Source organism: Vibrio sp. MMG023 (assembly GCF_021654215.1).
In the GTDB taxonomy this organism is placed as follows: domain Bacteria; phylum Pseudomonadota; class Gammaproteobacteria; order Enterobacterales; family Vibrionaceae; genus Vibrio; species Vibrio jasicida.
This window is the reverse complement of the sequence record NZ_JAKFZP010000011.1, coordinates 73,539-96,734: the sequence shown is the minus strand read 5'-3', so window position 1 is coordinate 96,734 and position 23,196 is coordinate 73,539. Positions and strand designations below refer to the sequence as shown.

Annotated in this window: 26 protein-coding genes; 15 read left to right on the top strand and 11 right to left on the bottom strand. The window is 46.0% G+C overall.

Annotation, left to right across the window (positions count from 1 at the left end):
* Positions 1 to 308 precede the first annotated feature (308 nt).
* Positions 309 to 860: a gamma carbonic anhydrase family protein gene (locus L1076_RS24615; protein WP_237304663.1), complete on the top strand. Its 552-nt coding sequence runs from the start codon at positions 309 to 311 to the stop codon at positions 858 to 860.
* A gap of 14 nt (positions 861 to 874) precedes the next feature.
* Here the strand turns inward: L1076_RS24615 and L1076_RS24610 are convergent, their stop codons facing one another.
* The 4 genes from L1076_RS24610 to L1076_RS24595 form a co-directional block, all read right to left on the bottom strand.
* On the bottom strand, positions 875 to 1,138 hold the full coding sequence (locus tag L1076_RS24610) for a DUF1488 domain-containing protein (RefSeq protein WP_038881695.1): 264 nt from the start codon (positions 1,136 to 1,138) through the stop codon (positions 875 to 877).
* 3 nt (positions 1,139 to 1,141) lie between these two features.
* On the bottom strand, positions 1,142 to 1,975 hold the full coding sequence (gene aroE / locus L1076_RS24605) for a shikimate dehydrogenase (RefSeq protein WP_237304662.1): 834 nt from the start codon (positions 1,973 to 1,975) through the stop codon (positions 1,142 to 1,144).
* Between the two features lie 98 nt (positions 1,976 to 2,073).
* Positions 2,074 to 2,991, bottom strand: coding sequence for an oxygen-dependent coproporphyrinogen oxidase (gene hemF / locus L1076_RS24600; protein WP_237304661.1), 918 nt, complete (start codon positions 2,989 to 2,991; stop codon positions 2,074 to 2,076).
* Between the two features lie 34 nt (positions 2,992 to 3,025).
* Positions 3,026 to 3,583, bottom strand: coding sequence for an L-threonylcarbamoyladenylate synthase (locus L1076_RS24595; protein WP_038870144.1), 558 nt, complete (start codon positions 3,581 to 3,583; stop codon positions 3,026 to 3,028).
* Between the two features lie 200 nt (positions 3,584 to 3,783).
* Between L1076_RS24595 and purE the strand changes: the two genes are divergently transcribed.
* On the top strand, positions 3,784 to 4,269 hold the full coding sequence (gene purE / locus L1076_RS24590; protein ID WP_005440742.1) for a 5-(carboxyamino)imidazole ribonucleotide mutase: 486 nt from the start codon (positions 3,784 to 3,786) through the stop codon (positions 4,267 to 4,269).
* Positions 4,270 to 4,273: 4 nt separating this feature from the next.
* A complete protein-coding gene (locus tag L1076_RS24585; protein WP_237304660.1) occupies positions 4,274 to 5,407 on the top strand; it encodes a 5-(carboxyamino)imidazole ribonucleotide synthase in 1,134 nt (377 codons plus the stop codon).
* A 65-nt stretch (positions 5,408 to 5,472) separates the two neighbouring features.
* Here the strand turns inward: L1076_RS24585 and L1076_RS24580 are convergent, their stop codons facing one another.
* Genes L1076_RS24580 through L1076_RS24565 form a run of 4 tightly spaced genes read right to left on the bottom strand, consistent with a single transcriptional unit; the run spans position 5,473 to position 8,735 of the window.
* Positions 5,473 to 6,042: a topoisomerase DNA-binding C4 zinc finger domain-containing protein gene (locus L1076_RS24580; RefSeq protein WP_045408344.1), complete on the bottom strand. Its 570-nt coding sequence runs from the start codon at positions 6,040 to 6,042 to the stop codon at positions 5,473 to 5,475.
* Positions 6,043 to 6,065: 23 nt separating this feature from the next.
* A complete protein-coding gene (locus L1076_RS24575; RefSeq protein WP_038870148.1) occupies positions 6,066 to 6,545 on the bottom strand; it encodes a DUF494 family protein in 480 nt (159 codons plus the stop codon).
* A gap of 2 nt (positions 6,546 to 6,547) precedes the next feature.
* Entirely contained in the window at positions 6,548 to 7,657 is a 1,110-nt protein-coding gene (gene dprA / locus L1076_RS24570; protein WP_045408347.1) for a DNA-processing protein DprA, read from the bottom strand.
* Positions 7,641 to 8,735, bottom strand: a complete 1,095-nt coding sequence (locus tag L1076_RS24565; RefSeq protein WP_042602374.1) for a LysM peptidoglycan-binding domain-containing protein — start codon at positions 8,733 to 8,735, stop codon at positions 7,641 to 7,643. The genes dprA and L1076_RS24565 overlap by 17 nt, the downstream gene beginning before the upstream one ends.
* A gap of 138 nt (positions 8,736 to 8,873) precedes the next feature.
* Here L1076_RS24565 and def point away from each other — a divergent pair, with 138 nt between their 5' ends.
* The 6 genes from def to L1076_RS24535 all read left to right on the top strand — a co-directional run bounded on the left by def (position 8,874) and on the right by L1076_RS24535 (position 15,297).
* Entirely contained in the window at positions 8,874 to 9,392 is a 519-nt protein-coding gene (gene def / locus L1076_RS24560; protein ID WP_038870153.1) for a peptide deformylase, read from the top strand.
* Positions 9,393 to 9,425: 33 nt separating this feature from the next.
* On the top strand, positions 9,426 to 10,373 hold the full coding sequence (gene fmt, locus L1076_RS24555) for a methionyl-tRNA formyltransferase (RefSeq protein WP_237304659.1): 948 nt from the start codon (positions 9,426 to 9,428) through the stop codon (positions 10,371 to 10,373).
* Between the two features lie 82 nt (positions 10,374 to 10,455).
* Positions 10,456 to 11,739 carry a 16S rRNA (cytosine(967)-C(5))-methyltransferase RsmB gene (gene rsmB / locus L1076_RS24550; RefSeq protein WP_039976004.1) on the top strand — a complete coding sequence of 428 codons (1,284 nt, stop codon included), beginning with the start codon at positions 10,456 to 10,458 and terminating at the stop codon, positions 11,737 to 11,739.
* A 64-nt stretch (positions 11,740 to 11,803) separates the two neighbouring features.
* Positions 11,804 to 13,180, top strand: a complete 1,377-nt coding sequence (gene trkA / locus L1076_RS24545) for a Trk system potassium transporter TrkA (protein WP_010444684.1) — start codon at positions 11,804 to 11,806, stop codon at positions 13,178 to 13,180.
* 9 nt (positions 13,181 to 13,189) lie between these two features.
* Positions 13,190 to 14,635, top strand: a complete 1,446-nt coding sequence (locus L1076_RS24540; RefSeq protein WP_038870160.1) for a TrkH family potassium uptake protein — start codon at positions 13,190 to 13,192, stop codon at positions 14,633 to 14,635.
* Between the two features lie 26 nt (positions 14,636 to 14,661).
* Positions 14,662 to 15,297 (top strand): DUF3157 family protein, encoded by a 636-nt coding sequence (locus L1076_RS24535; RefSeq protein WP_237304658.1) that lies wholly within the window; start codon positions 14,662 to 14,664, stop codon positions 15,295 to 15,297.
* A gap of 36 nt (positions 15,298 to 15,333) precedes the next feature.
* Here the strand turns inward: L1076_RS24535 and L1076_RS24530 are convergent, their stop codons facing one another.
* On the bottom strand, positions 15,334 to 15,987 hold the full coding sequence (locus tag L1076_RS24530; protein WP_237304657.1) for a hemolysin III family protein: 654 nt from the start codon (positions 15,985 to 15,987) through the stop codon (positions 15,334 to 15,336).
* 72 nt (positions 15,988 to 16,059) lie between these two features.
* A complete protein-coding gene (locus tag L1076_RS24525) occupies positions 16,060 to 16,866 on the bottom strand; it encodes a sporulation protein (RefSeq protein WP_237304656.1) in 807 nt (268 codons plus the stop codon).
* Positions 16,867 to 17,161: 295 nt separating this feature from the next.
* Between L1076_RS24525 and L1076_RS24520 the strand changes: the two genes are divergently transcribed.
* The 5 genes from L1076_RS24520 (at position 17,162) to L1076_RS24500 (ending at position 21,123) form a co-directional block, all read left to right on the top strand.
* Positions 17,162 to 17,329, top strand: coding sequence for a hypothetical protein (locus L1076_RS24520; protein WP_010645766.1), 168 nt, complete (start codon positions 17,162 to 17,164; stop codon positions 17,327 to 17,329).
* Between the two features lie 122 nt (positions 17,330 to 17,451).
* Entirely contained in the window at positions 17,452 to 17,718 is a 267-nt protein-coding gene (locus L1076_RS24515; RefSeq protein ID WP_038870166.1) for a YihD family protein, read from the top strand.
* Positions 17,719 to 18,028: 310 nt separating this feature from the next.
* Positions 18,029 to 19,450, top strand: a complete 1,422-nt coding sequence (gene ccoG, locus L1076_RS24510) for a cytochrome c oxidase accessory protein CcoG (protein WP_038870167.1) — start codon at positions 18,029 to 18,031, stop codon at positions 19,448 to 19,450.
* A 48-nt stretch (positions 19,451 to 19,498) separates the two neighbouring features.
* On the top strand, positions 19,499 to 20,485 hold the full coding sequence (locus tag L1076_RS24505) for a serine/threonine protein kinase (RefSeq protein WP_038870169.1): 987 nt from the start codon (positions 19,499 to 19,501) through the stop codon (positions 20,483 to 20,485).
* Positions 20,486 to 20,520: 35 nt separating this feature from the next.
* A complete protein-coding gene (locus tag L1076_RS24500; RefSeq protein ID WP_038870173.1) occupies positions 20,521 to 21,123 on the top strand; it encodes a thiol:disulfide interchange protein DsbA/DsbL in 603 nt (200 codons plus the stop codon).
* Positions 21,124 to 21,185: 62 nt separating this feature from the next.
* Here L1076_RS24500 and L1076_RS24495 read toward each other — a convergent pair whose 3' ends face one another.
* Positions 21,186 to 22,064 carry an acyltransferase gene (locus L1076_RS24495; protein WP_237304655.1) on the bottom strand — a complete coding sequence of 293 codons (879 nt, stop codon included), beginning with the start codon at positions 22,062 to 22,064 and terminating at the stop codon, positions 21,186 to 21,188.
* A gap of 165 nt (positions 22,065 to 22,229) precedes the next feature.
* Between L1076_RS24495 and L1076_RS24490 the strand changes: the two genes are divergently transcribed.
* Positions 22,230 to 23,186 carry a DUF2860 domain-containing protein gene (locus L1076_RS24490; RefSeq protein ID WP_038881678.1) on the top strand — a complete coding sequence of 319 codons (957 nt, stop codon included), beginning with the start codon at positions 22,230 to 22,232 and terminating at the stop codon, positions 23,184 to 23,186.
* The last annotated feature ends 10 nt before the right edge of the window (positions 23,187 to 23,196 follow it).

The following is a 23,196-nucleotide window of genomic DNA, read 5'->3' as shown; positions in this document are numbered from 1 at the left end:
TCCTATTGAGCTTTGCTCAAATCGGACGGCCATTTTAGCGAGTTAGAGTTTAGTGTCAATCACTTTTTTCAAACTTTCTTTCAAGCGTTTCCGCTTGGCTAATTGGCTTGCTAACTTGGCTTTCGTTTCTTTCGAAGCGTTGCCGTGTCAGCGAGGTGGCATTATAGAGATTGCGATCACATTGGCAAGCCCTTTTTCACCTTTTTTTTGATTTTTTTATCGTTTGAATGTTTTTTATTCTAAAAGCCGAGTTTTTGCTACTCTTCTCACCAGATGTCACTGTTATTGGCGCTTTATAAGGAGTAAAGATGAGTTCAATCAGAAGTTATAAAGGCATACGCCCACAGCTAGGTAAACGTGTATACATAGATTCAACCTCTGTTTTAGTCGGTGATATTCGTATTGGCGACGATTCGAGTGTCTGGCCACTAGTTGCAGCTCGTGGTGATGTGAACCATATTCATATTGGTGCTCGAACCAATATTCAAGATGGTAGCGTACTGCATGTAACCCATAAAAATGCTGAGAATCCCAACGGCTATCCGCTAATCATTGGTAATGATGTCACTATTGGTCATAAAGTCATGTTACACGGCTGCGAAATCCACGATCGTGTATTGGTTGGTATGGGAGCAATCGTTTTAGATAACGTTGTTGTCGAATCAGACGTAATGATAGGCGCTGGAAGTTTAGTCCCACCGGGGAAAGTATTAGAAAGTGGTTACTTATATGTGGGCAGTCCGGTAAAACAAGCTCGCCCTCTATCAGAGAAAGAACGAGCTTTCTTGCAAAAGTCTGCCAATAACTATGTGCAGAACAAAAACAACTACATTAACGAAGTGGAAGACATCAATGAGTAGTTAGGAATAGCCCGCTAATCGATGATGATATGGCCTTCTTCACTGAAGGCTTCCTCTTCTATTAACTCTTCGGCGATTTCTTCAAGATCAAAGCGGTAATCAGTAAATACTTTGATTGCCGCTTGCTCAGTTTCAATCAGTGAACCACTGAGTTTTGCTAACTTTTGTTTAGTGACATAACACTCAATCAGCGCACCTGATTGCTGCGCAGCAAAATTTACCGATTGTGATGCTTCATCCCAAGACTGCATGTCAGGGAACAGAATGGATTGATTCATTGATTACTGACCTTCAAGATTCTTTCTTAGCTCTCTAAGAATTTGTTTTGAGCCAGGGCGTAGACCTCGCCATAACATAAAGCTTTCCGCTGCCTGCCCTACCAACATTCCAAGACCGTCATACGCATAGGCAGCACCGTTTTCTTTTGCCCATAAATTAAAGCTCGTCACTCCTTTGCCATAAATCATATCGTAGCTAGTACTATTGCTACCAAAGATAGAAGAAGAAATAGCGGGCAACTCACCACTAAGAGAAGCGGAAGTGGAGTTGATGATGACGTCATATTCTTCATCAATGCTCTCCATCTCTTTGGCTGTGATCGGGCCATGAGAGACAAACAACTCTGCAAGATCCTGAGCTTTGCTAAAGGTACGGTTGGTTATAGTTAAAGAGATAGGGTTTTGCTCAAGGAGTGGTTTAATCACACCACGAGCAGCACCACCAGCACCGATGATCAGGATTCGTGCACCTTCCAACATGACTTGATACTGAAGTAAATCTTGGACTAGACCCGCACCATCGGTGTTATCACCAATGATTTCTCCATCGTCAAGCTTCTTTAGTGTATTGACCGCACCCGCTAGATGAGCGCGCTCTGTGAGGCGACTAGCAAATTGATAAGCATCTTCTTTAAATGGCATGGTGATGTTGCAACCTCTACCACCTTCAGCAAAAAACACCTTCGCCGCTTCGATAAAACCATCAATAGGAGCGCTTTCTGCGGTATACACCAAAGGCTGATTGGTTTGGCGTGCAAACAAGGTGTGTATGAACGGTGACTTACTGTGCCCGATAGGGTTACCAAACACGGCATAGCGATCAATTTGCTGAGTCATTTCCTTACCTTCATTCCTTACTATATAGAAAAAACAGGGCCATCTGATTACAGATGACCCTATCACTATCTATCTATATAGAAAAGGAGATTCAGTGCTTACCAATCACGTGGGTTTAGGTATCGCTCGTAAAGCTCTGCTTCTGGAGAACCTGCTTGTGGCTCGTAGCTGTATTCCCAACGAGCAAGAGGTGGCATCGACATCAATATCGACTCTGTACGCCCGCCACTTTGTAGACCAAACAGAGTACCGCGGTCATACACAAGGTTGAATTCAACGTAGCGACCACGGCGGTATAGTTGGAATTCACGCTCACGCTCACCGTACTCAATGCTTTTACGACGAGATACAATCGGCAGGTAAGCTTGGCAATATCCTTCGCCAACCGCTTTGATGTAGTCAAAACACTTGTCGAATTCCCACTGGTTTAGGTCATCAAAGAACAGACCACCAACACCGCGAGTTTCATTACGATGTGGTAGGAAGAAGTATTTGTCACACCATGCTTTGTGCTCTGCGTAAACGTGGGCACCGAATGGCGCACAAAGCTGTTTTGCTGTGTCGTGCCATGATTGGCAATCTTCTTCAAATGGGTAGAAAGGCGTTAAGTCAAAACCACCACCAAACCACCAAATTGGGTCTTCGCCATCTTTCTCTGCAATAAAGAAGCGGACATTGGCATGTGAAGTCGGTACATAAGGGTTTTTAGGGTGAATAACCAAAGAAACACCCATCGCTTCAAAACGACGACCCGCTAATTCTGGACGATGCGCCGTCGCAGATGCTGGCATTTCATTACCTTCGACATGAGAGAAGTTCACCCCTCCCTGCTCGAAGATATGACCATCACGCAATACGCGAGTGCGGCCACCGCCACCAAGACGCTCTCCTTTTTCACGTTGCCATGCATCTTCGACAAAGACGGCCTTTCCATCTTCTTGCTCTAATTGCTGACAAATGGAATCCTGAAGTGACATCAAGAACTGCTTTACGGCGTGCTTATCGATTGCTGACATACGTGTAGTACCTATTGGTTGCTGACTAGCAGGGTTAGCCCTGTCTTAATATTTGCGAGGTTTTAGCATCACGGATTTCACTCGGCTTGTCACGACCACTGGTTTTACCACGTAAGATCGCCACAAGTCGGTCACCTAACTGTTCTTCGACTTCTTCCGTCGTCATACAAGGAGGCAGACCTGTAAGATTCGCGCTGGTAGAGGTTAGCGGCTTTCCGAACGCATTACACATCTTTTGTACCAAAGGATGATCCGTCACACGTACGGCAATCGAATCAAATTGACCCGATACCCAGTGAGAGACTTTGTCACTCGCTGGCATGATCCAAGTGTATGGCCCTGGCCACGTCGCATGGACTTTATCTAACTGATCTTGAGTCAACTGAGATTCATCAACATAAGGAAAAAGCTGCTCATAACTCGCCGCAATAAGAATCAGCCCCTTCTCTACTGGGCGCTGCTTTAGCTCTAGCAACTTCTGAATCGCTTCTGGGTTATCTGGGTCACAGCCAACACCAAACACGCCCTCTGTTGGATAGGCAATCACTTCGCCTTTTTGTAGTGCTTCAAGCACCTGTTCAAAGTTATCCACCGATTACTTCCTGATAGTCTTATCTGTTGTGTTTGCACTAAGTGTACAAATATTCATCCTCAGAGACTAAATCAATTTGTTTATAAAATGTATCAATACCATTTACAAACGCACGCAAACGTTTGCTTGAGGTAAAAATCCCCGTATAATGCGCACAAATTTATCAGCTCACCTAATTTTGCAGCTTGAAGGAGTTTGAGATGAAAGTCGGTATCATCATGGGTTCTAAATCAGATTGGCCAACCATGAAACTAGCAGCGGACATGCTGGATCAATTTGGCGTGTCTTACGAAACAAAGGTGGTGTCAGCTCACCGTACTCCTCAATTATTGGCTGATTACGCAAGCAGCGCCAAAGAACGCGGTATTAAAGTCATCATCGCGGGTGCAGGCGGTGCCGCTCACCTACCAGGCATGGCAGCAGCGTTTACCAGCGTACCTGTACTTGGCGTTCCAGTTCAGTCTCGTGCACTGAAAGGCATGGATTCACTGCTTTCTATCGTACAAATGCCAAAGGGGATTGCGGTTGGTACATTGGCGATTGGCGAAGCTGGCGCAGCAAACGCTGGCATCCTAGCAGCTCAAATCCTTGGTACACATGATGAAGCGATCATGGCAAAAGTCGAAGCGTTCCGTAACGAACAAACGGAAACCGTATTGGCGAACCCAAACCCTGCTGAGGATTAATCAGATGCATGTACTGGTTCTTGGTGCGGGTCAACTAGCTCGTATGATGTCTCTGGCTGGTGCGCCACTGAATATTCAAATCTCAGCTTACGATGTGGGCAGCGGTAACATCGTTCATCCACTGACTCAGCATGTACTAGGCAACGGCTTAGAGAATGCGATTGAACAAGTCGACGTCATTACTGCTGAGTTCGAGCATATCCCACATGACGCGCTCGATGTTTGCGAAGCGAGCGGTAAGTTCTTACCAAGTATGCAAGCCATCAAAGCAGGCGGTGATCGCCGCATTGAAAAGGCATTACTTGATGATGCTGGCGTGCGTAACGCGAAATACTACGTAATCGAAACTCGTGAAGACTTTGACCGCGCAATTAAACATGTTGGTATGCCAATGGTTCTGAAAAGTGCATTAGGTGGTTACGATGGTAAAGGCCAGTGGCGCTTAAAAGAAACGTCTCAAGTCGAAGACATTTGGACAGAGATGGCAGAGTGCATCTCAGCAACACCAACCCAAGCGATTGTTGCTGAGGAATTTGTCCCTTTTAACCGCGAAGTTTCATTGGTTGGTGCTCGTGGTAAAGATGGCAGCGTTGAAGTGTACCCTCTGGCAGAGAACGTCCACACCAATGGTGTATTGAGTCTATCTACTGCGATTGATGCGCCAGAGTTGCAAGAGCAAGCGAAACAGATGTTCACGGCCGTTGCCAACAACTTGAATTACGTTGGCGTGCTAGCGCTGGAGTTCTTCGACGTTGACGGTACTTTACTGGTTAATGAAATCGCACCACGCGTACACAACTCTGGACACTGGACTCAACAGGGTGCAGAAACCTGTCAGTTTGAGAACCACCTACGCGCCGTGTGTGGCATGCCTTTGGGTAGCACCAAGCTGGTTCGTGAAACCTCGATGATTAATATTCTTGGCGAAGACACACTACCAGAAGCATTGCTAGCGATGGATGGTTGCCACATTCATTGGTACGGCAAAGAAAAACGTGCGGGTCGCAAGATGGGCCACATCAACGTATGTGGTGACTACACTGGCGAACTTAATCGCAAACTTTGTGCATTGGCAGATGTTCTCGATGAAGAAGCCTTCCCTGCAGTGCATGAATTCGCTAAGCAGTGGCAAGCATAGAAAAATTTCTGAATAAATAGCAAAAGGGTCGCATCGTGCGGCCCTTTTTTAATTAGAACTGAAGGCTATTGTGATTGAGTATGCTGGCACTTACGGCTCGCGCATTGCAGTTTAACTCCGCTGGCCAGTTTCTTTTCTACCAACAAGGTAAATCCACATTCCTCGCAGCGGCCTCTAACAGGCGGCAAGTTCACCGCAAACTTGCACTTCGGATAGTTATCACACGCGTAAAATGTTTTACCAAATCGGGTCTTACGCTCAACCAAATGTCCTTTACCACATTCAGGGCAAGCATGTTGCTCTTTCGCTTGCTGCTCTGGCTCAGGTTGGTTAATCGACTCAATATGATGACATTCTGGGTAATGGCTGCAGCCAACAAACATACCATAACGCCCTTGGCGCAATACCAGCTCATTACCGCAATCTGGGCAAGGCACGCCCAACTCTTTTACGATGTGGCCATCATTGCTGTGTAGCGGCTTGATATAATCGCAACTTGGATAATGGCTACAACCTAAAAACGGGCCATGCTTACCGTGTTTAAGAGAGACTTCCCCACCACATTTAGGACAAGGTTCGCGCTCAAGCGCATGCTCATGTGCCGAGAAAAGGTTGTGATCGATTTTACTACTCATACTCACCGCTCAAGCAGAAGATATTAATGAAGAATACCTTGTTCCTTGGTGTATAGCAGCTCTTCCATCAGCGTGTAGGCGTTTTCGTTGCCCGGCACATTAAACAGCACCATAAGAATGATCCATTTCAGGTCTTCAAGCTCAAATTCATGAGTTTCTAGGCCCATCACCCGATCAATAACCATTTCGCGAGTTTCCGTAGTCAGAACATTGATTTGCTCTAGAAACAATAGAAAACCACGACATTCAAGATCCAAACGCTGCATCTCAGACGATGTATAAATACGGGTCGATGCCGCTGCAATGCAAGTCGATATAGCAGAATGTGCGTCACTTTGTTGCAACGCCGCCAGCTCTTCTAACCAGACAAGGGCTTTGTAGATGTCTTTTTGTTGGAAACCTGCACGAAGCAACTCATCTTCCAACTCGTCTTGATCGACCTGTAAATCTGCATCGCTATGGATGTAGGTTTCAAATAGATACATAAGTATATCCATCATCATAGCTAGCCCCTCCCCTTTCGAATATAGCCACCGGATACTGCAACAACATGCCCTGAAAGCTCAAGCTCTAAGAGCTGCATCATGACTTCTTGGACAGGTATATTGGTCCTGTTTGCAAGAATATCAACTGGTGTAGCCTCATTTCCTACGTTAGCTAACAGCTGAGGAAATGGCAATTCTTCTTCATCAATTGGCGCAGAAAATAAATCTAGGCTCTGATTAATAGACCAATCAAGCAGTGACTGTATTTCATTTAACACGTCTTGAGTAGTTTGTACGAGACAAGCACCATTACGAATCAATTGATTACCGCCACTCGCATTGGGCGAATGAATAGAGGCAGGAAGCGCAAATACTTCACGACCTTGTTCCAGAGCATAACGAGCAGTAATCAAGGAGCCACTTTTTTCCGCCGCTTCCACCACCAATACACCCAACGACAAACCACTAATAATTCGATTGCGACGTGGGAAGTTTTCCGCACGAGGTTTCGCGTTTGGACGAAACTCCGAAACTAGGGTGCCATTCTCCATGACACGCTGCGCTAAACCACGATGCCTGGCGGGGTACACTTGCTCCAGCCCAGAACCTAAGACAGCGATAGTTTTACCGCCCGCCATAAGCGCACCATCATGAGCATGACCATCAATACCCAAAGCCAAGCCACTGGTCACTATCAGATCATGTTGTACGAGTTCTGAAGCAAAGCTACGAGCATGTTGCAACCCATCCACACTAGCATTACGACTACCAACCATGGCGATTTGCGGTTGAGACAAACAGCTCGCATCTCCCTTTACAAATAATAAAGGAGGTGGCGCGACCGTTTGTTTAAGAAGTGGAGGATAAAGTGGATTCGCCAAGGTGAGAATAGAATGATGGGAAGAGGATTCTAACCAAGTTAAACAAGCATCGACTTCTTTATCGACCTCAGACCATGCTTGTAACTGTTTCATCGTCAGCCCAAGGCGGAGAAGCTGTTCAGTCGAGTACTGGACAATGTTATTCGGCGTGTCTTTGGTCAGCAGCTTATTCATCTTAACCCCGCCAATGCCTGGTAAGCAGCTGAGCTTTAACCAGGCAGCGAGGTCGGTATCATTGTGTGGTTGCATTGGTAGTCGATTCCTCTACCAGAGGAGAAACCACAGATACCTCTTTGTTGATTGGCTTCGTGCTATTGGTGATCAGAGCAAGACTGAAATACTCATACGGGCGAATCACTAACAACTCCCCAACTTTGCTCTGTGGTAAGGTAATTTTCGTATCGAGCAAACCATTATCTTTGGCAAAGTCATCACCGTCTTTGAATACTGGGTGTGCGTCTTCTTTCAAATCAAACACACTGCCTTGGCGAAGCGCATCCGATGTGCCTTTATCTATCACCACAACTTGGTTGGTCGAGCTATAACGGATACCTTCAATATTCCCCAATAATTTCGCAGAAGAGCCTTGTGGTGATGGCAACGGATAGAATGTTGCAGAGAAATCACCGTTATCAAGAACTTGAACTGGCAAAGCAATGTCGTTACGGACAATCTCTTGCAATTGCGTGGTGATCTTCAGACCAGAAAATTCACTCGACGCCTCGATCAACTCACCTTTAGCAATCAAACGTAATGCCGTGATTTGCTTTGATACATCATCTCGCGAGAAGGTTTCTACAGGTCGATAGATAGCCCATCCTGCCGAAGTTTGCTCACCACTAATATACAGCGTGTCTTCCGCAGTAAGGAATTTGTTGCCTTTACTGCTGCCCATCACTTTGGCTGCATTGTCTAATGTTTCATCATCCACTAAGCGATCGGATTTCAGATAAGGCATCACCAACCCTTCCGCAACCGTCGGTACCGCTTTTCTTTCCGTGATACGCGCTTGAGGGCTAAGCTTTTTAACCGGCTTTAAACTCAATACCGGTTGGCCATTAATCCAAACCAAAGAGAGCTTATCACCGGGATAAATCAGATGTGGGTTGTCTATTTCTGGGTTTACCTGCCACAAACGAGGCCACAACCAAGGGCTATCCAAATACAAAGCAGAAATATCCCACAGCGTATCACCTTTCACCACAACGTAAGTTTTGGGTGCATCGTCTTTAACGGTAAGTGGTTGGGAGTCCGTGTTTGCTACGGCACTGAAAGAGAAAAGTAACGGCAACGTAATGCGAGAAACGTTGCGGAAAATTCGATTCATGACCCTCGTCCTTGGTCTGTTAGGCAGTTACCGGAATGGAAATTGGTATCAGGATGCTGTCATTTAGGTCATAAAATGTCTAGAATTGAGCCAACAAGGTTTGTGCTGTTACGGCACAGTTCAATATTTCGAGTGAATATGTCTGTATTACAAGTATTAACATTCCCAGATGATCGCCTGCGTACCGTTGCAAAACCTGTAGAAGAGGTGACGCCTGAGATTCAAAAAATCGTCGATGACATGATTGAAACCATGTACGACGAAGAAGGTATTGGCCTTGCGGCAACGCAGGTTGATATCCATAAACGTATCGTAGTAATTGATATTTCAGAGACTCGCGATGAGCCAATGGTGCTTATCAACCCTGAGATTCTGGAAAAGCGTGGCGAAGATGGCATTGAAGAAGGCTGTCTGTCGGTACCTGGTGCTCGAGCACTTGTAGCTCGCGCTGCTGAAGTTACCGTTAAAGCCCTAGATCGCGATGGCAAAGAATACACTTTCGACGCTGACGATCTGCTAGCAATCTGTGTTCAGCACGAACTAGACCATCTAATGGGCAAACTGTTCGTTGATTACCTATCGCCACTAAAGCGCAAGCGTATTCAAGACAAGCTAGCGAAAATCAAACGCTTTAACGAGAAACAGCAAAACGCTTGATCTCGATACAATTTAATTAGAAGGAAGTCTACCTTGAGTCAGTCTTTACGTATTGTCTTTGCAGGTACTCCGGATTTCGCCGCCCGTCACTTGGCGGCGTTGTTGTCTTCGGAGCACGAAGTAATTGCGGTTTACACTCAGCCAGACCGCCCTGCTGGTCGCGGTAAAAAGCTTACTGCCAGCCCAGTAAAAACCATCGCGCTAGAGCACGACATTCCGGTTTATCAGCCAGAAAACTTCAAATCAGACGAAGCCAAGCAAGAGCTTGCCGATCTGAACGCCGATATCATGGTAGTAGTAGCTTATGGCCTATTGCTTCCACAAGTTGTGCTAGACACACCTAAACTAGGTTGTATCAACGTACACGGTTCGATTCTTCCTCGCTGGCGCGGCGCTGCTCCTATCCAACGTTCAATTTGGGCTGGTGATGTCGAAACTGGCGTGACTATCATGCAGATGGACATTGGTTTGGATACGGGCGACATGCTTAAAATCGCAACATTGCCGATTGAAGCATGTGACACCAGCGCATCTATGTACGAAAAACTTGCAGGCTTAGGCCCTGATGCTCTGATTGACTGCCTAGCAGACATCGCAACAGGTAATGCTGAACCAGTGAAGCAAGATGACGAGCTTGCAAACTACGCAAAGAAGCTAAGCAAAGAAGAAGCACGCATTAATTGGAATGACGACGCGGCACACATTGAGCGTTGCGTTCGCGCATTCAACCCATGGCCAATGAGCCACTTTGAAGCGGCTGAAAACAGCATCAAAGTATGGCAAAGCCGTGTGACGGAACAAACCAGTGACAAGCCAGCGGGCACTATTGTGCAAGCAGATAAAACTGGTATTTATGTTGCGACAGGCAATGGCACACTGGTACTGGAACAACTGCAAGTTCCGGGTAAAAAAGCCATGTCAGTTCAAGATATTCTGAACTCACGTGCATCTTGGTTTGAAGTTGGCACCCAACTGGTTTAAAAAGCCAGACAATAGTGTCAAAGACCAATAATACGAACTTTTAGAGGGCAGAGATGCCCTCCTTTACTTTAAGGTACTCATCATGAATGTTCGCGCTGCGGCTGCCAACGTCTTGTATCTTGTCGTCGACAAGGGCCACTCACTTTCAAGCGCTCTTCCAGCGGCTCAACAAAACGTACGACCACGTGACCACGCTCTTCTACAAGAGATCTGTTACGGCGCTCTACGTTACCTCCCTCGCCTAGAAATGATTGCAAACCAGTTGATGGATAAGCCGCTAAAAGGCAAACAACGCGTTTTCCATCACCTGATTTTGGTAGGCATTTATCAGCTAAGCTTCATGCGTATTCCTGCGCACGCTGCAGTTGGTGAAACGGTTGAAGGTACCAAAGAGCTGAAAGGTCCTCGTCTACGCGGTCTTATCAACGCGGTATTGCGTAACTACCAGCGCAACCAAGAAGAACTAGACCAAATGGCAGTCAGCAACAATGCGGGCAAGTACGGCCACCCAAGCTGGTTACTTAAACTGCTGCAAGAAGCTTACCCAGAGCAGTGGGAAAGCATTGTTGAAGCCAACAACCAAAAAGCGCCAATGTGGCTGCGTGTAAACCACCAGCACCACACTCGTGATGAATACCTAACGCTACTCAAAAATGAAAACATTGATAGCACGCTACACACACAAGCAATGGACGCCCTAAAATTGGCCGCGCCATGCGATGTGATGAAACTGCCGGGCTTTGAAAAAGGTTGGGTATCGGTGCAAGATGCGGCAGCACAGCTGTCGATTAACTATCTTGAACCAAAAGATGGCGAGCTGATCCTAGACTGCTGTGCAGCACCGGGCGGTAAGACGGCGCACATTCTTGAACGTACGTCTGGCAGCGAAGTGGTTGCCATTGACTGCGACGACACACGTCTTAAACGTGTGCACGAAAACCTGAAGCGTCTCAACCTTCAGGCAAAAGTGGTTTGCGGCGATGCGCGTAATCCTCAAGAATGGTGGCAAGGCGAACAATTTGATCGCATTTTGCTGGACGCACCATGTTCTGCAACGGGCGTAATTCGTCGTCACCCAGACATCAAATGGCTACGTCGTGCTGATGATATTGCCGCACTGGCGGAACTACAGAGCGAAATTTTTGATGCAATGTGGACGCAACTGAAACCGGGCGGCACCATGGTTTACGCGACTTGCTCAATCACACCACAAGAAAACGTGGAGCAAGTAAAAGCGTTCTTAGCACGTACTGCAGATGCGCAACTAGTGGACTCAGATCCCGAACAACCTGGTCGTCAGATTCTACCAGGTGAAGAAGATATGGATGGTTTCTACTACGCAGTGCTAACGAAAAAACACGCGTAACAGCATGCTAAATAGGGCGATTGAAGCGAATTCAATCGCCTTTTTCAGATAACGAGTAAAGAGTATGAAAATCATTATTCTTGGTGCTGGTCAGGTTGGCGGCACATTGGCAGAAAACCTCGTTGGTGAGAATAACGATATCACCATCGTTGATAAAAATGGCGATCGACTGCGAGAGTTACAAGACAAGTACGATCTGCGTGTTGTTAACGGTCATGCTAGTCATCCAGATGTGCTGCACGAAGCTGGTGCACAAGATGCCGACATGCTCGTTGCGGTAACCAATACCGATGAAACCAACATGGCCGCATGTCAGGTCGCCTTCACTCTGTACAACACGCCAAACCGCGTTGCACGTATTCGCTCTCCAGAATATCTGGCAGAAAAAGAAGCCCTATTTAAATCTGGTGCTATTCCTGTCGATCACCTTATCGCACCAGAAGAGCTGGTAACCAGCTACATCGAACGCCTCATCCAATACCCAGGCGCGTTGCAAGTGGTAAGCTTTGCCGAGCAGAAAGTCAGCCTAGTAGCGGTAAAAGCCTACTACGGTGGCCCTTTAGTAGGTAACGCTCTGTCTGCCCTGCGTGAACACATGCCACACATCGATACTCGTGTTGCTGCGATTTTCCGTCAAGGTCGTCCAATTCGTCCGCAAGGCACCACCATCATTGAAGCTGATGATGAAGTGTTCTTCGTTGCGGCAAGTAACCATATCCGCTCAGTAATGAGTGAGCTTCAGCGCCTCGAGAAGCCCTATCGTCGCATCATGATTGTTGGTGGTGGTAACATCGGTGCGAGCTTAGCCAAACGCCTTGAGCAAACCTACAGCGTCAAGCTGATTGAGCGTAACTACCAGCGTGCAGAAAAACTGTCTGAGCAGCTTGAAAACACCATCGTCTTCTGTGGTGATGCGGCAGACCAAGAACTGCTAACAGAAGAAAACATCGACCAAGTAGATGTGTTCATCGCGTTAACCAACGAGGATGAAACCAACATCATGTCTGCGATGTTGGCAAAACGCATGGGCGCAAAGAAAGTGATGGTGCTGATCCAGCGCGGCGCTTATGTTGACCTAGTGCAAGGCGGTGTGATTGACGTGGCGATCTCACCACAGCAAGCGACGATTTCTGCTCTACTCACGCACGTTCGTCGTGCTGACATCGTTAACGTATCTTCTCTGCGTCGTGGCGCGGCAGAAGCCATCGAAGCCGTTGCGCACGGTGACGAAACCACATCGAAAGTGGTCGGTCGCGCGATTGGCGATATCAAACTCCCACCAGGAACCACCATTGGTGCTATCGTTCGTGGCGAAGAAGTTCTTATCGCACACGATCGTACCGTCATCGAACAAGATGACCACGTCGTGATGTTCCTGGTCGACAAAAAGTACGTACCAGACGTCGAAGCGCTGTTCCAGCCGAGTCCATTCTTCCTCTAGGATTTTCCTATGGTCAACTTACGTCCCGTACTGTTTGTTATCGGGCTGGTTTTATCCAAACTGGCCCTTTTTATGTACGTGCCGACTTTGGTCGCGTTTTTCACTGGTACGGGCGGATTCCTCGATTTCGCCCAAGCCGTTGTGATCACCCACCTAGCCGCATTCATCTGTTTGACGATTGGTCGAACCGCCAAGTTCAAACTCAGTGTGCGTGACATGTTCCTCATCACCAGTTTGGTATGGACCATCGCCAGTGCGTTTGCTGCATTGCCGTTTGTGTTTATCAACCACATTAGCTTTACCGACGCCTACTTCGAAACCATGTCTGGCATCACGACAACCGGATCTACAGTGCTCAGTGGCTTAGACAACATGGCTCCGAGCATTTTATTGTGGCGATCTATCTTGCAGTGGCTTGGGGGCATTGGCTTTATCGTAATGGCGGTTGCCATCCTACCAATGCTTAACGTCGGTGGTATGAAACTGTTCCAAACCGAATCGTCTGATTGGTCAGACAAAAGTAGTCCAAGAGCCAAGACCGTCGCGAAGAACATCGTATTAGTGTATTTGATGCTGACAGGCTTGTGCATTGTGGGTTATTTGCTGACTGGCATGAACCTGTTTGAGGCGATCAACCACGCCTTCACCACCCTATCAACGGGCGGTTACTCAACATCAGATGGTTCAATGAACCACTTCTCTAATGGCGCACATTGGGTGGCCACCACCTTTATGTTCCTTGGTGGTCTGCCATTCCTATTGTTTGTTGCCGCGTTACGTAAACGCAGTGTCGAAGTCTTAATACGAGACGCCCAAGTGCGCGGTTTTGCCTACTTGTTTTTGTTCTCAAGTCTCGTGGTTTCTGCTTGGCTCGTGCTTCGTGATGGTTACACCATTTTGGATGCACTGCGTGTATCCATGTTCAACATCGTCTCTGTCGTTACGACCACTGGCTTTGGTCTAGAAGACTTCACCGCATGGGGCGCCCTCCCAACGACACTGTTTGCCTTCTTAATGATGGCAGGTGCATGTTCGGGCTCGACCTCAGGAGGGATTAAAATCTTCCGCTTCCAGATCGCGATGACGCTACTTAACAAGCAAATCATGAAGCTGATTCACCCATCTGGCGTATTCGTTCAACGTTATAACCAACGCCCAGTGAACGACGATATTGTTCGCTCAGTGGTGGCATTTGGCTTGATGTTCTTTATTACCATTATCTTCATCGCTGGCTGTTTAAGTGCGCTTGGCCTAGATCCTGTGACCAGTATTTCTGGTTCGATTACTGCGGTAGCAAACGTAGGTCCTGGCATGGGTAGCGTGATTGGCCCAACAGGTAACTTTGCGCCTTTACCAGACACAGCGAAATGGCTCCTAAGCTTTGGTATGTTAATGGGACGCTTAGAAATTTTGACTATTCTTGTACTGTTCTTCCCGGCGTTTTGGCGTAGATAAGCAGACTTAAAATAAAAGGTATAACAATGAAAACATGGATCACTCTGGCAACCCTACTAGCCACTTCATCTGTTTACGCGGCAGAAGTCGTGAAGCTTGCGGATGGGCGCGAAATAAAACTGAACGACGACTTCACGTGGGAATATGTCGTGAATAAAACCGCACCAAAGGCCGCAGAAACGACACTAGAAAAAGTTGAAGCGGTAGAAGCGGCGGCAGTGGTAGCCTCGACAACAGCCGTAGCAGCAGTAGCTGCACCAGACACAACAGCAGAGATAGCGACGATTCCAGTTGTGAACAAGAAAGTCGGCACTACCGTTGTAGTAAATGCGAAGAAACCAACCATGCAGCTGTCTGATTCAGGTGTGGATGTATTGATTGGCTCAGCAAGCTACGAAGATGGTGAACTGATCTTCCCTACCTCTATCACTAACCAAAGCTCACAATCAGTGATTCAGGTAGAAGTGGAAGTACAGGTATTCGATATGGCTGGCAAACAATTGGCGAAAGAAAACATCACGGTTTGGCAATCTATCAAACGCATGGCAGATACCTACCTTCGCCCACAACAGGCCGAGCAAGGTAAAGCGATTAAATTGGCAGTGCCACAGTCGCAGCAATACCAATTCTCAGCAGAAGTATTAGAAGTGAAAACTCGCTAATATATGGCACATCATTTTGTCGAGTTTATCTTGATGTTAGATAGGCTCGACAAAGTAATAAATCGCATAGAAGTGACAGACACAACCCGCCAACACAAAGCCATGCCAAATCGCGTGATTAAAAGGAATTCGTTTGGCAACGTAGAAAATCACCCCTATTGAATACACCAAACCACCAGCAGCCAGCAACGTTAAACCACCGATATCTAGGTTAATCGCTAACTGATAGATCACAATCAGTGACAACCAACCCATCACTAAGTACGTCATCAAAGACAGCTTTTTAAACCGATACACAAATGCGACTTTCATGATGATACCGATCAGAGCAATGGTCCAAATCACAATCATCAACCCAATTGCTAGTGGCGTACGTAGGCTCACTAATAAAAATGGCGTATAGCTACCTGCAATCAGTAGATAAATAGCGCAGTGGTCAAACGTTTTTAGCCAGCGTTTGGCTTTCGGATATGGGATCGCATGGTAAAGCGTGGATGCCAGAAACAAGACAATCATACTCGAGCCGTAGATCGCCATACTGGTAATGGTCAGCGCATCCGCTTGATGATCGAAAGCCTTGATGAGAAGCAGAACCAAGCCAACAATGCCGAAGATCATTCCAATACCATGAGTAATGGAGTTGGCCAGTTCTTCGCCCTGACTGTATTGTGCTTTCTGAGGTGAGGACATGAACGCGCCTATACTAGAGTTTTGAATATTCACTCTAGTATGGCACATTAGGCTTACACGTGTAAGCTTAAATTAGGACTCGTGCGCTGCGGTAGTTTGATCAAGATAGTTGAGCACTAATGAGCCAACATCATCCAATTTAGTATTGATTGGAATACTCAACTCACGTTTTAATTTCCCACCGCCGAGTAGGCTAGCTAACATGCCACGAGCACCACTACGAGTCCGATCAACTTCAAACCATAACTTCAGGTTTGTCTCGTCGCGGTGAGCAACAAACTCCAACTCTCGCCATACTCCGTGATATGGGCCGTCGGTTGGCACCATTTCAAACTCTTGCACAAATGGGAGGTCAAAGCCTTTCACTTCTTCGCACTCCACTTGTCGAATGCGCAAACCTTGCGATTCAAAAGCAGACAAAATGGCATCCATAAGTGGGTCGGGTCTAACAGTGAGAATGTCTTTGTCGGTTGGATCTAGTGCCATGGCGACGTCTAAGCCAGTTTCAAGCCAGACTTGGGCATCACCAATAGTGACAGGTGTGTTCCATGGTACGTCGAGCTTCACGTCAAAGGTGCGCTCTTCACCAGAGTGAATGGTAAATGCATAAGGGAGGTTCCACTTCGCCAAAACATGAGTCTGCGGCACTCTTCGCATACTCTGTCCTTCACGAGCACCACGATCATCTGGGGCTTCTGCGATATAACGACAGCAAAGTTTGAGATCGATATTGTCGATCGCTTGCTCTGTCGCTCCACCATAGACATGGATAGAAACATCCACGCTCTGGCCGGGATATAGCACATCTTGATTCAGGACCGAGTCGACCTTAGCACTACCGATCCCAAAACTTGCCAGTGTCTTCTTCAAAAATGACATATGCACCTCCTTCGTAGAATTCTCATACTACTACTGCTGATCATGGGATCAAAACAAATTTCACCTTGTTCTAAGCTCAAAAACGATAAAATCCATACAATTCAACTGTTCAACTATCGACCAATTATGGCAGGAGTGCTAACCTATACACGATATGCATGCATATCATTATTCCTGATTCATTATTTGGATTGGCGAAAGCCAGAAGAGCCACCCTTCAAGCAGTTGAAGCTCAACTCATAGTGACTCAGGCCATTACATCGGCAATGGATATGCCTGGCAGTTAGGTATCTAAATGCGCCCAACAACAGTCAGGTTCGCACACACTAATCGTAGTGCAATGCGCCGTCGCAGTGGTTTTACTGCTGCGCCAAAGGCAAAACAAGTTGCGCCAACAATGACTCTGGTTGAGAAGACAGCGATTATGCCAAGTGTTCCAAACAAAGTTATTAAAGCAGCTTAATTAAAAAGCGCGGCAGTCACCGCGCTTTTTTCTTTTCTCTCCGCCCTTTCCTATTTGGTGTTCGCCAAGCAATTTGATACCTTTAGTAGCAAATAACACCTATAAATTCTGTGGAGAAAGAAATGAAGTGTCATCGTATTGAAGAGCTGCTTGAGCTACTAGAGCCAGAGTGGCATAAAGATCAAGAAATGAACCTGCTACAGTTCATCGTTAAACTGGCAAACGAAGCGGGTTATGAAGGCAAATTGGAAGATCTGACTGATGATGTGTTGATCTACCACCTAAAAATGCGCAATAGCAGCAAAGACGAAATGATCCCAGGTCTAAAGAAAGACCAAGAAGATGACTTTAAAACCGCTATCCTTCGCGCTCGCGGCATCATCAAGTAAACGGCTCAACACCCAAGACTGATAAGCGACTCATTTGAGTCGCTTTTTTTATAACTAAATCAACCAGTTCGAAAAGCCATTTATAACTGTTCAGCCATTTATCAGGTTAACTGTACTGACTTTTGTTGTTAAACGTTGACAGTGTTAAAGAAACGGAATTGTTATTGATTGTATAATCGCCGTTCATCAGTATTTACTAAAATAATTATGCCCAGTCATGATTCACCGTCTGGGCAAAACAGCAATGTCATTGAGCGTCATCAATAGAAATGTCGCCGCACATTATAAGAGCCGAAAGAAGGAAGCGTTCATGAGTCAGGATAAGATCGATATCAAAGATGTGACTCCCAAAACCTTTAATCCCAAAACCCACAAAGGGAATGGGGACCGTTTCAACCCAAGTAATCGTATCTATGTGCGAGAGAGCAAAGGCACCTTTCAAAAGCTACGCCGTTATGGTGGTTGGTTTTTGTTGTTGCTATTTGCATTGGTTCCGTGGATTCCTTACGGAGAGCGCCAAGCCATTTTGCTGGATATCGGAAACCAGCAGTTCAACTTTTTCGGTACCACTCTGTACCCTCAAGATCTCACCCTGCTCGCCCTGCTGTTTGTGATTTCCGCTTTTGGGTTATTCTTCATCACCACCTTTTTAGGTCGGGTTTGGTGTGGCTATCTGTGCCCACAAACCGTGTGGACCTTCATGTATATCTGGTTTGAAGAAAAGCTAGAAGGCAGCGCCAATAAACGCCGTAAACAAGATTCCAATAAGTTGACCACCAATTTAGCTATACGCAAAACCCTCAAACATATCGCGTGGTTTGCGATAGCCCTTGCGACAGGTTTCACCTTTGTTGGTTACTTCGTACCGATGAAACAGTTGGTTATCGACTTCTTTACTTTCAATGCTAACTTCTGGCCAGTGTTCTGGGTGATGTTCTTCGCCATTTGTACTTACGGTAATGCAGGTTGGATGCGCTCTATCATGTGTATTCACATGTGTCCTTATGCACGCTTCCAATCCGCCATGTTCGACAAAGACACCTTCATTGTTGGTTACGATACCAAACGCGGAGAAAAGCGAGGCCCTCGCTCACGTAAAGCAGATCATAAACAAATGGGGCTCGGTGACTGTATCGACTGTGATTTGTGTGTTCAGGTCTGTCCAACTGGCATCGATATTCGCGATGGCTTGCAATATGAGTGCATTAACTGTGGTGCATGTATTGACGCCTGTGACAAAACCATGGAACGCATGGGCTATGAAAAGGGTCTGATCAACTACACCACAGAACATCGCCTCTCAGGCAAGAGTACAAAGGTCATGCGTCCCAAACTGCTTGGTTATGGTGCAGTATTATTGGTGATGATTGGCTTGTTCTTCCTACAAGTCGCATCCGTTGACCCAGCAGGTATGAGTGTACTGCGTGATCGTAATCAGTTGTTCCGCGTTAATAGCTCAGGTGAAGTGGAAAACACCTACACCCTCAAAGTGATCAACAAAACCCAACAAGTTCAAAAGTATGACTTAAACGTGGAAGGCTTGAGTGATGTCAGTTGGTATGGCAAACAAACGATTCAAGTTGAACCCGGAGAAGTCTTGAACTTACCAATGAGTCTTGGCGTTGATCCTGACACGCTAAACTCCGCGATTACGACAATTCAGTTTATACTCACCGATAAGAGCAACGAATTCACTATCGAAGTAGAAAGCCGATTCATCAAGAAGCTATAACTTCGAAGACCAATGGAAAAAGGCTCAGTAATGAGCCTTTTTATTTATATGTCCCAAGGTACTTTCAACTTTGATGCCCTGACGCCTGACTTTATGTGGTACGCGCTAGAGAGCATCGGTATTCGAGCAGAGTCAGGATTTCTGCCTCTCAACAGCTATGAAAACCGCGTATACCAATTCACTGATGAAGAACGCCAACGCTACGTAGTAAAATTCTACCGCCCAGAACGTTGGAGCAATGAGCAAATTCAAGAAGAGCATGATTTCACGCTTGAACTGATCGACAACGAAATTCCCGTCGCCCCACCCGTTCGCATTAATGGTCACACCTTGCATCACTATCAAGGTTACGGCTTTGCTTTGTTTGAGAGTGTTGGCGGTCGTCAGTTTGAAGTGGATAACCTCGATCAATTAGAAGGCGTTGGTCGCTTTTTAGGTCGTATTCATAAAGTGGGAAGCAAACAAGCGTTTCAGCACCGTCCAAGCATTGGTCTACAAGAGTATCTCTACCAACCAAGAGAGATTTTGCAAAACGCCAATATGATCCCAATGCATTTGGAAAATAGTTTCTTCAATGATTTAGACATGCTGATCAAATCACTCGAAAACCACTGGCAAGACGGCTTTAAATCCATTCGTCTGCACGGTGATTGCCATCCGGGTAACATCTTATGGCGTGATGGGCCAATGTTCGTCGATTTAGATGACTCACGTAATGGCCCAGCGGTGCAAGACTTGTGGATGCTACTCAATGGTGAACGTCAAGATAAGCTAATGCAATTGGACATTGTTTTAGAAGGTTACCAAGAGTTTTGCGATTTTAACTCGGCAGAATTGAAACTAATCGAGCCACTTCGCGGTCTACGAATGGTGCACTATATGGCATGGCTAGCAAAACGTTGGCATGACCCGGCATTTCCGCTCGCTTTTCCATGGTTCAATGAGCCAAAATACTGGGAAGGTCAGGTCCTTGGATTTAAAGAGCAGATTGCCAACTTAGAAGAAGCACCACTGTCTTTAATGCCTCAATGGTAAGTCGGGCCGAACAATTCAAAATGGAGATTATTTAAATGAAAAAGCTGTTCGCACTGTTTTCTATGCTGATGCTTAGCCTGTCGGCACATGCAGCGCAATTCAAAGAAGGTGAACAATACAAAGTATTGGATCTAGAAGCATCAAAGAAGCCTGTCGTTACTGAGTTCTTCTCTTTCTACTGCCCACATTGCAATACGTTTGAACCTATCATTCAGCAGTTGAAGAAACAGTTACCTGAAGGGGTGAAACTGCAAAAGAACCACGTGTCATTCATGGGGGGCAACATGGGGCCTTCAATGAGCAAAGCCTATGCGACCATGGTTGCGCTTAAAATTGAAGATAAGATGGTACCCGTGATGTTTAACCGCATTCACAACATGCGTAAAGCACCACGTGACGACGCAGAGCTTCGTCAAATCTTCCTAGATGAAGGTGTAGATGCGAAGAAATTCGATGCTGCATTCAAAGGCTTCGCAGTGGATTCAATGGTTCGTCGCATGGACAAGCAATTTGAAAACAGCGGCCTAACTGGTGTACCTGCAGTGATCGTGAACAACAAGTACCTAGTTCAAGCGCAAGGCATCAAATCAACTGAAGAATACTTTGCTCTTGTAGATTACCTACTGACACTTAAGTAATTCGAATTGAAATGAAAAAGGGGAGCAAGATGCTCCCCTTTTCAATTTAACTTTAGCTCAGATTATTTATGAATGTCTTGCAGCAAGATATCTTTCTCTTGCCAAACCTCGCCTAACCATTGCTGGAATTGGCGCTTGTACGGCTTATCATTGAAGTAATCCCCCAATACCTTCTCATCCACAGGCAACACGTTCACACGCACCACAATCTTGGTCATACGGCCCATCAAAATGTCTTTAAATGGTTTATCTGTGTTTTCTGGGTAAGCTAATGTCACATCGATAATGCTCTCAAACTGATCACCCATTGCCGCTAATGTATATGCGATACCACCTGACTTAGGCTGTAATAAGTATTGGTAACCGGCACGGCTCTTACGCTGCTTCTCTTGGGTAAAACGAGTCCCTTCGACATAGTTCACTACTGTGGTCGGAGTATGTTTGAATTTTGAACACGAACGGCGCGTAGTTGCCAAATCTTGACCACGTTTGTGTGGATTACGAATCAAAAACTCCCGCGAATAACGACGCATAAACGGCATATCCAGCGCCCAACAAGCCATTCCGATAAAAGGCACATATAATAGCTGTTGCTTGAGGAAAAATTTTGGCATCGGAATGCGATCTTTAAACACGCAACACAGTACAACAATATCAGTCCAACTAAGATGATTACTGATCAAGAGGTACCAACCATCCTTCTTTAGGTTTTCACCGCCTTCAATATCCCATTCAACGCGATTGAATAAGGCAAGAATACCCATGTTGATGGTGGCCCAAACCCACATCATTTTATTGGCCGCCTCTGTCCCCTTAGCTTTGAGCTTTGCTGTTGGAAGCAAAAGCTTAAAAATAGCAATGATACAAATTGCGATGGAACAAATCGCAGAATTTATAATCACAAAGGAAGCGTTAAAAATGAGTAACAAATATGCCAACATGGTAACCAATCGATAACTTGTGCGCGTGAGCAATAAAACAGCGTGTAATTATACGAATCCATTGCCATATTGGAACATTTGTAAGAATGGTCAGATTTGTTGCAATGTAAAACTGGACCACCGCTCAAACAAATATTCTTCATTCGACAAACAAGGAGAACGCGAATGAATCCAAGGCTAACCTTACTGCCTTTGGCCTTTATCGTCAGCACAGCTCAGGCTCAACTAGCAGAGACCGCAGGTTTTAGCGGCGAAGTTTCATTAAATGCTGGCTTCGTCTCATCTGAATCCCACTTTAATACGGATAACAGCAGCACAATTAACTCTCTCAATGAAAGCGCCGAGAGCGACAGTTCTTTCATTGCTGCCCCTCTAGGCAACGCAGCTTATACATTCGGTCACCGACTTAACCACCAAGTGTATGCAGGTACGACACGCTCCGATATCGCTATAGGTACTTTGGCATTCCAATTGGGCTATAAATACCAATTAGATTCAGGCACTGTGCTCGATTTCTCGTATTTACCGACCATTTTGGAAGGGGAAACCTGGCAAAACCCTTACTTAACCAACCAAAAAAGAAAAACCACAGATGAGGGTGGCAACGCCTTTCGTTTCCAGATCAACCGCTTTTTAGACGATAACTTTAATCTTGATCTGGCTTACGCAGACAAAGACGTAGAAAAAGACACCGTGACCGATCCATCACTGGCCCGTGATGCTAAGATCTACCACATCAAAGGTGACTATCGAATTCCACTCAGCCGCACATCGATGCTACAACCCGCATTTACTTACATTTATCATGATGCAGATGGCGACGCAGAATCCTTTAACTCTTATGGATTAGACTTAAGTTGGTTCCAGTTTATCAATCGACATCGTGTTGCCTTAACTGCCGGCTACACGGTCAAAGACTTTGAATCAGCAAGCGCGACGTTTGGTAAAACTCGCAACGATGATAAGTTAAGTTTGTTTGCTGCATACGAGTACAAAAATGTATTTGATTGGGACAACTGGTCTTTCATCTCACTAGCAGGTTATAGCAGTACGGATTCCAACATTACTTTTTATGATGAAAAAGAGTACTTGTTGTCGGTCGGTTTAAACTACACCTTCTAACCCTTATATT

What these genes read in the sequence shown, in the direction of transcription:
- L1076_RS24615 (WP_237304663.1), top strand. Translation starts at nt 309, where the DNA reads ATGAGTTCAATCAGAAGTTATAAAGGCATACGCCCACAGCTAGGTAAA.
- L1076_RS24610 (WP_038881695.1), bottom strand. Translation starts at nt 1,138, where the DNA reads ATGAATCAATCCATTCTGTTCCCTGACATGCAGTCTTGGGATGAAGCA.
- aroE (WP_237304662.1), bottom strand. Translation starts at nt 1,975, where the DNA reads ATGACTCAGCAAATTGATCGCTATGCCGTGTTTGGTAACCCTATCGGG.
- hemF (WP_237304661.1), bottom strand. Translation starts at nt 2,991, where the DNA reads ATGTCAGCAATCGATAAGCACGCCGTAAAGCAGTTCTTGATGTCACTT.
- purE (WP_005440742.1), top strand. Translation starts at nt 3,784, where the DNA reads ATGAAAGTCGGTATCATCATGGGTTCTAAATCAGATTGGCCAACCATG.
- L1076_RS24585 (WP_237304660.1), top strand. Translation starts at nt 4,274, where the DNA reads ATGCATGTACTGGTTCTTGGTGCGGGTCAACTAGCTCGTATGATGTCT.
- L1076_RS24580 (WP_045408344.1), bottom strand. Translation starts at nt 6,042, where the DNA reads ATGAGTAGTAAAATCGATCACAACCTTTTCTCGGCACATGAGCATGCG.
- L1076_RS24575 (WP_038870148.1), bottom strand. Translation starts at nt 6,545, where the DNA reads ATGATGATGGATATACTTATGTATCTATTTGAAACCTACATCCATAGC.
- dprA (WP_045408347.1), bottom strand. Translation starts at nt 7,657, where the DNA reads ATGCAACCACACAATGATACCGACCTCGCTGCCTGGTTAAAGCTCAGC.
- L1076_RS24565 (WP_042602374.1), bottom strand. Translation starts at nt 8,735, where the DNA reads ATGAATCGAATTTTCCGCAACGTTTCTCGCATTACGTTGCCGTTACTT.
- def (WP_038870153.1), top strand. Translation starts at nt 8,874, where the DNA reads ATGTCTGTATTACAAGTATTAACATTCCCAGATGATCGCCTGCGTACC.
- rsmB (WP_039976004.1), top strand. Translation starts at nt 10,456, where the DNA reads ATGAATGTTCGCGCTGCGGCTGCCAACGTCTTGTATCTTGTCGTCGAC.
- trkA (WP_010444684.1), top strand. Translation starts at nt 11,804, where the DNA reads ATGAAAATCATTATTCTTGGTGCTGGTCAGGTTGGCGGCACATTGGCA.
- L1076_RS24540 (WP_038870160.1), top strand. Translation starts at nt 13,190, where the DNA reads ATGGTCAACTTACGTCCCGTACTGTTTGTTATCGGGCTGGTTTTATCC.
- L1076_RS24535 (WP_237304658.1), top strand. Translation starts at nt 14,662, where the DNA reads ATGAAAACATGGATCACTCTGGCAACCCTACTAGCCACTTCATCTGTT.
- L1076_RS24530 (WP_237304657.1), bottom strand. Translation starts at nt 15,987, where the DNA reads ATGTCCTCACCTCAGAAAGCACAATACAGTCAGGGCGAAGAACTGGCC.
- L1076_RS24525 (WP_237304656.1), bottom strand. Translation starts at nt 16,866, where the DNA reads ATGTCATTTTTGAAGAAGACACTGGCAAGTTTTGGGATCGGTAGTGCT.
- L1076_RS24520 (WP_010645766.1), top strand. Translation starts at nt 17,162, where the DNA reads ATGCGCCCAACAACAGTCAGGTTCGCACACACTAATCGTAGTGCAATG.
- L1076_RS24515 (WP_038870166.1), top strand. Translation starts at nt 17,452, where the DNA reads ATGAAGTGTCATCGTATTGAAGAGCTGCTTGAGCTACTAGAGCCAGAG.
- ccoG (WP_038870167.1), top strand. Translation starts at nt 18,029, where the DNA reads ATGAGTCAGGATAAGATCGATATCAAAGATGTGACTCCCAAAACCTTT.
- L1076_RS24505 (WP_038870169.1), top strand. Translation starts at nt 19,499, where the DNA reads ATGTCCCAAGGTACTTTCAACTTTGATGCCCTGACGCCTGACTTTATG.
- L1076_RS24500 (WP_038870173.1), top strand. Translation starts at nt 20,521, where the DNA reads ATGAAAAAGCTGTTCGCACTGTTTTCTATGCTGATGCTTAGCCTGTCG.
- L1076_RS24495 (WP_237304655.1), bottom strand. Translation starts at nt 22,064, where the DNA reads ATGTTGGCATATTTGTTACTCATTTTTAACGCTTCCTTTGTGATTATA.
- L1076_RS24490 (WP_038881678.1), top strand. Translation starts at nt 22,230, where the DNA reads ATGAATCCAAGGCTAACCTTACTGCCTTTGGCCTTTATCGTCAGCACA.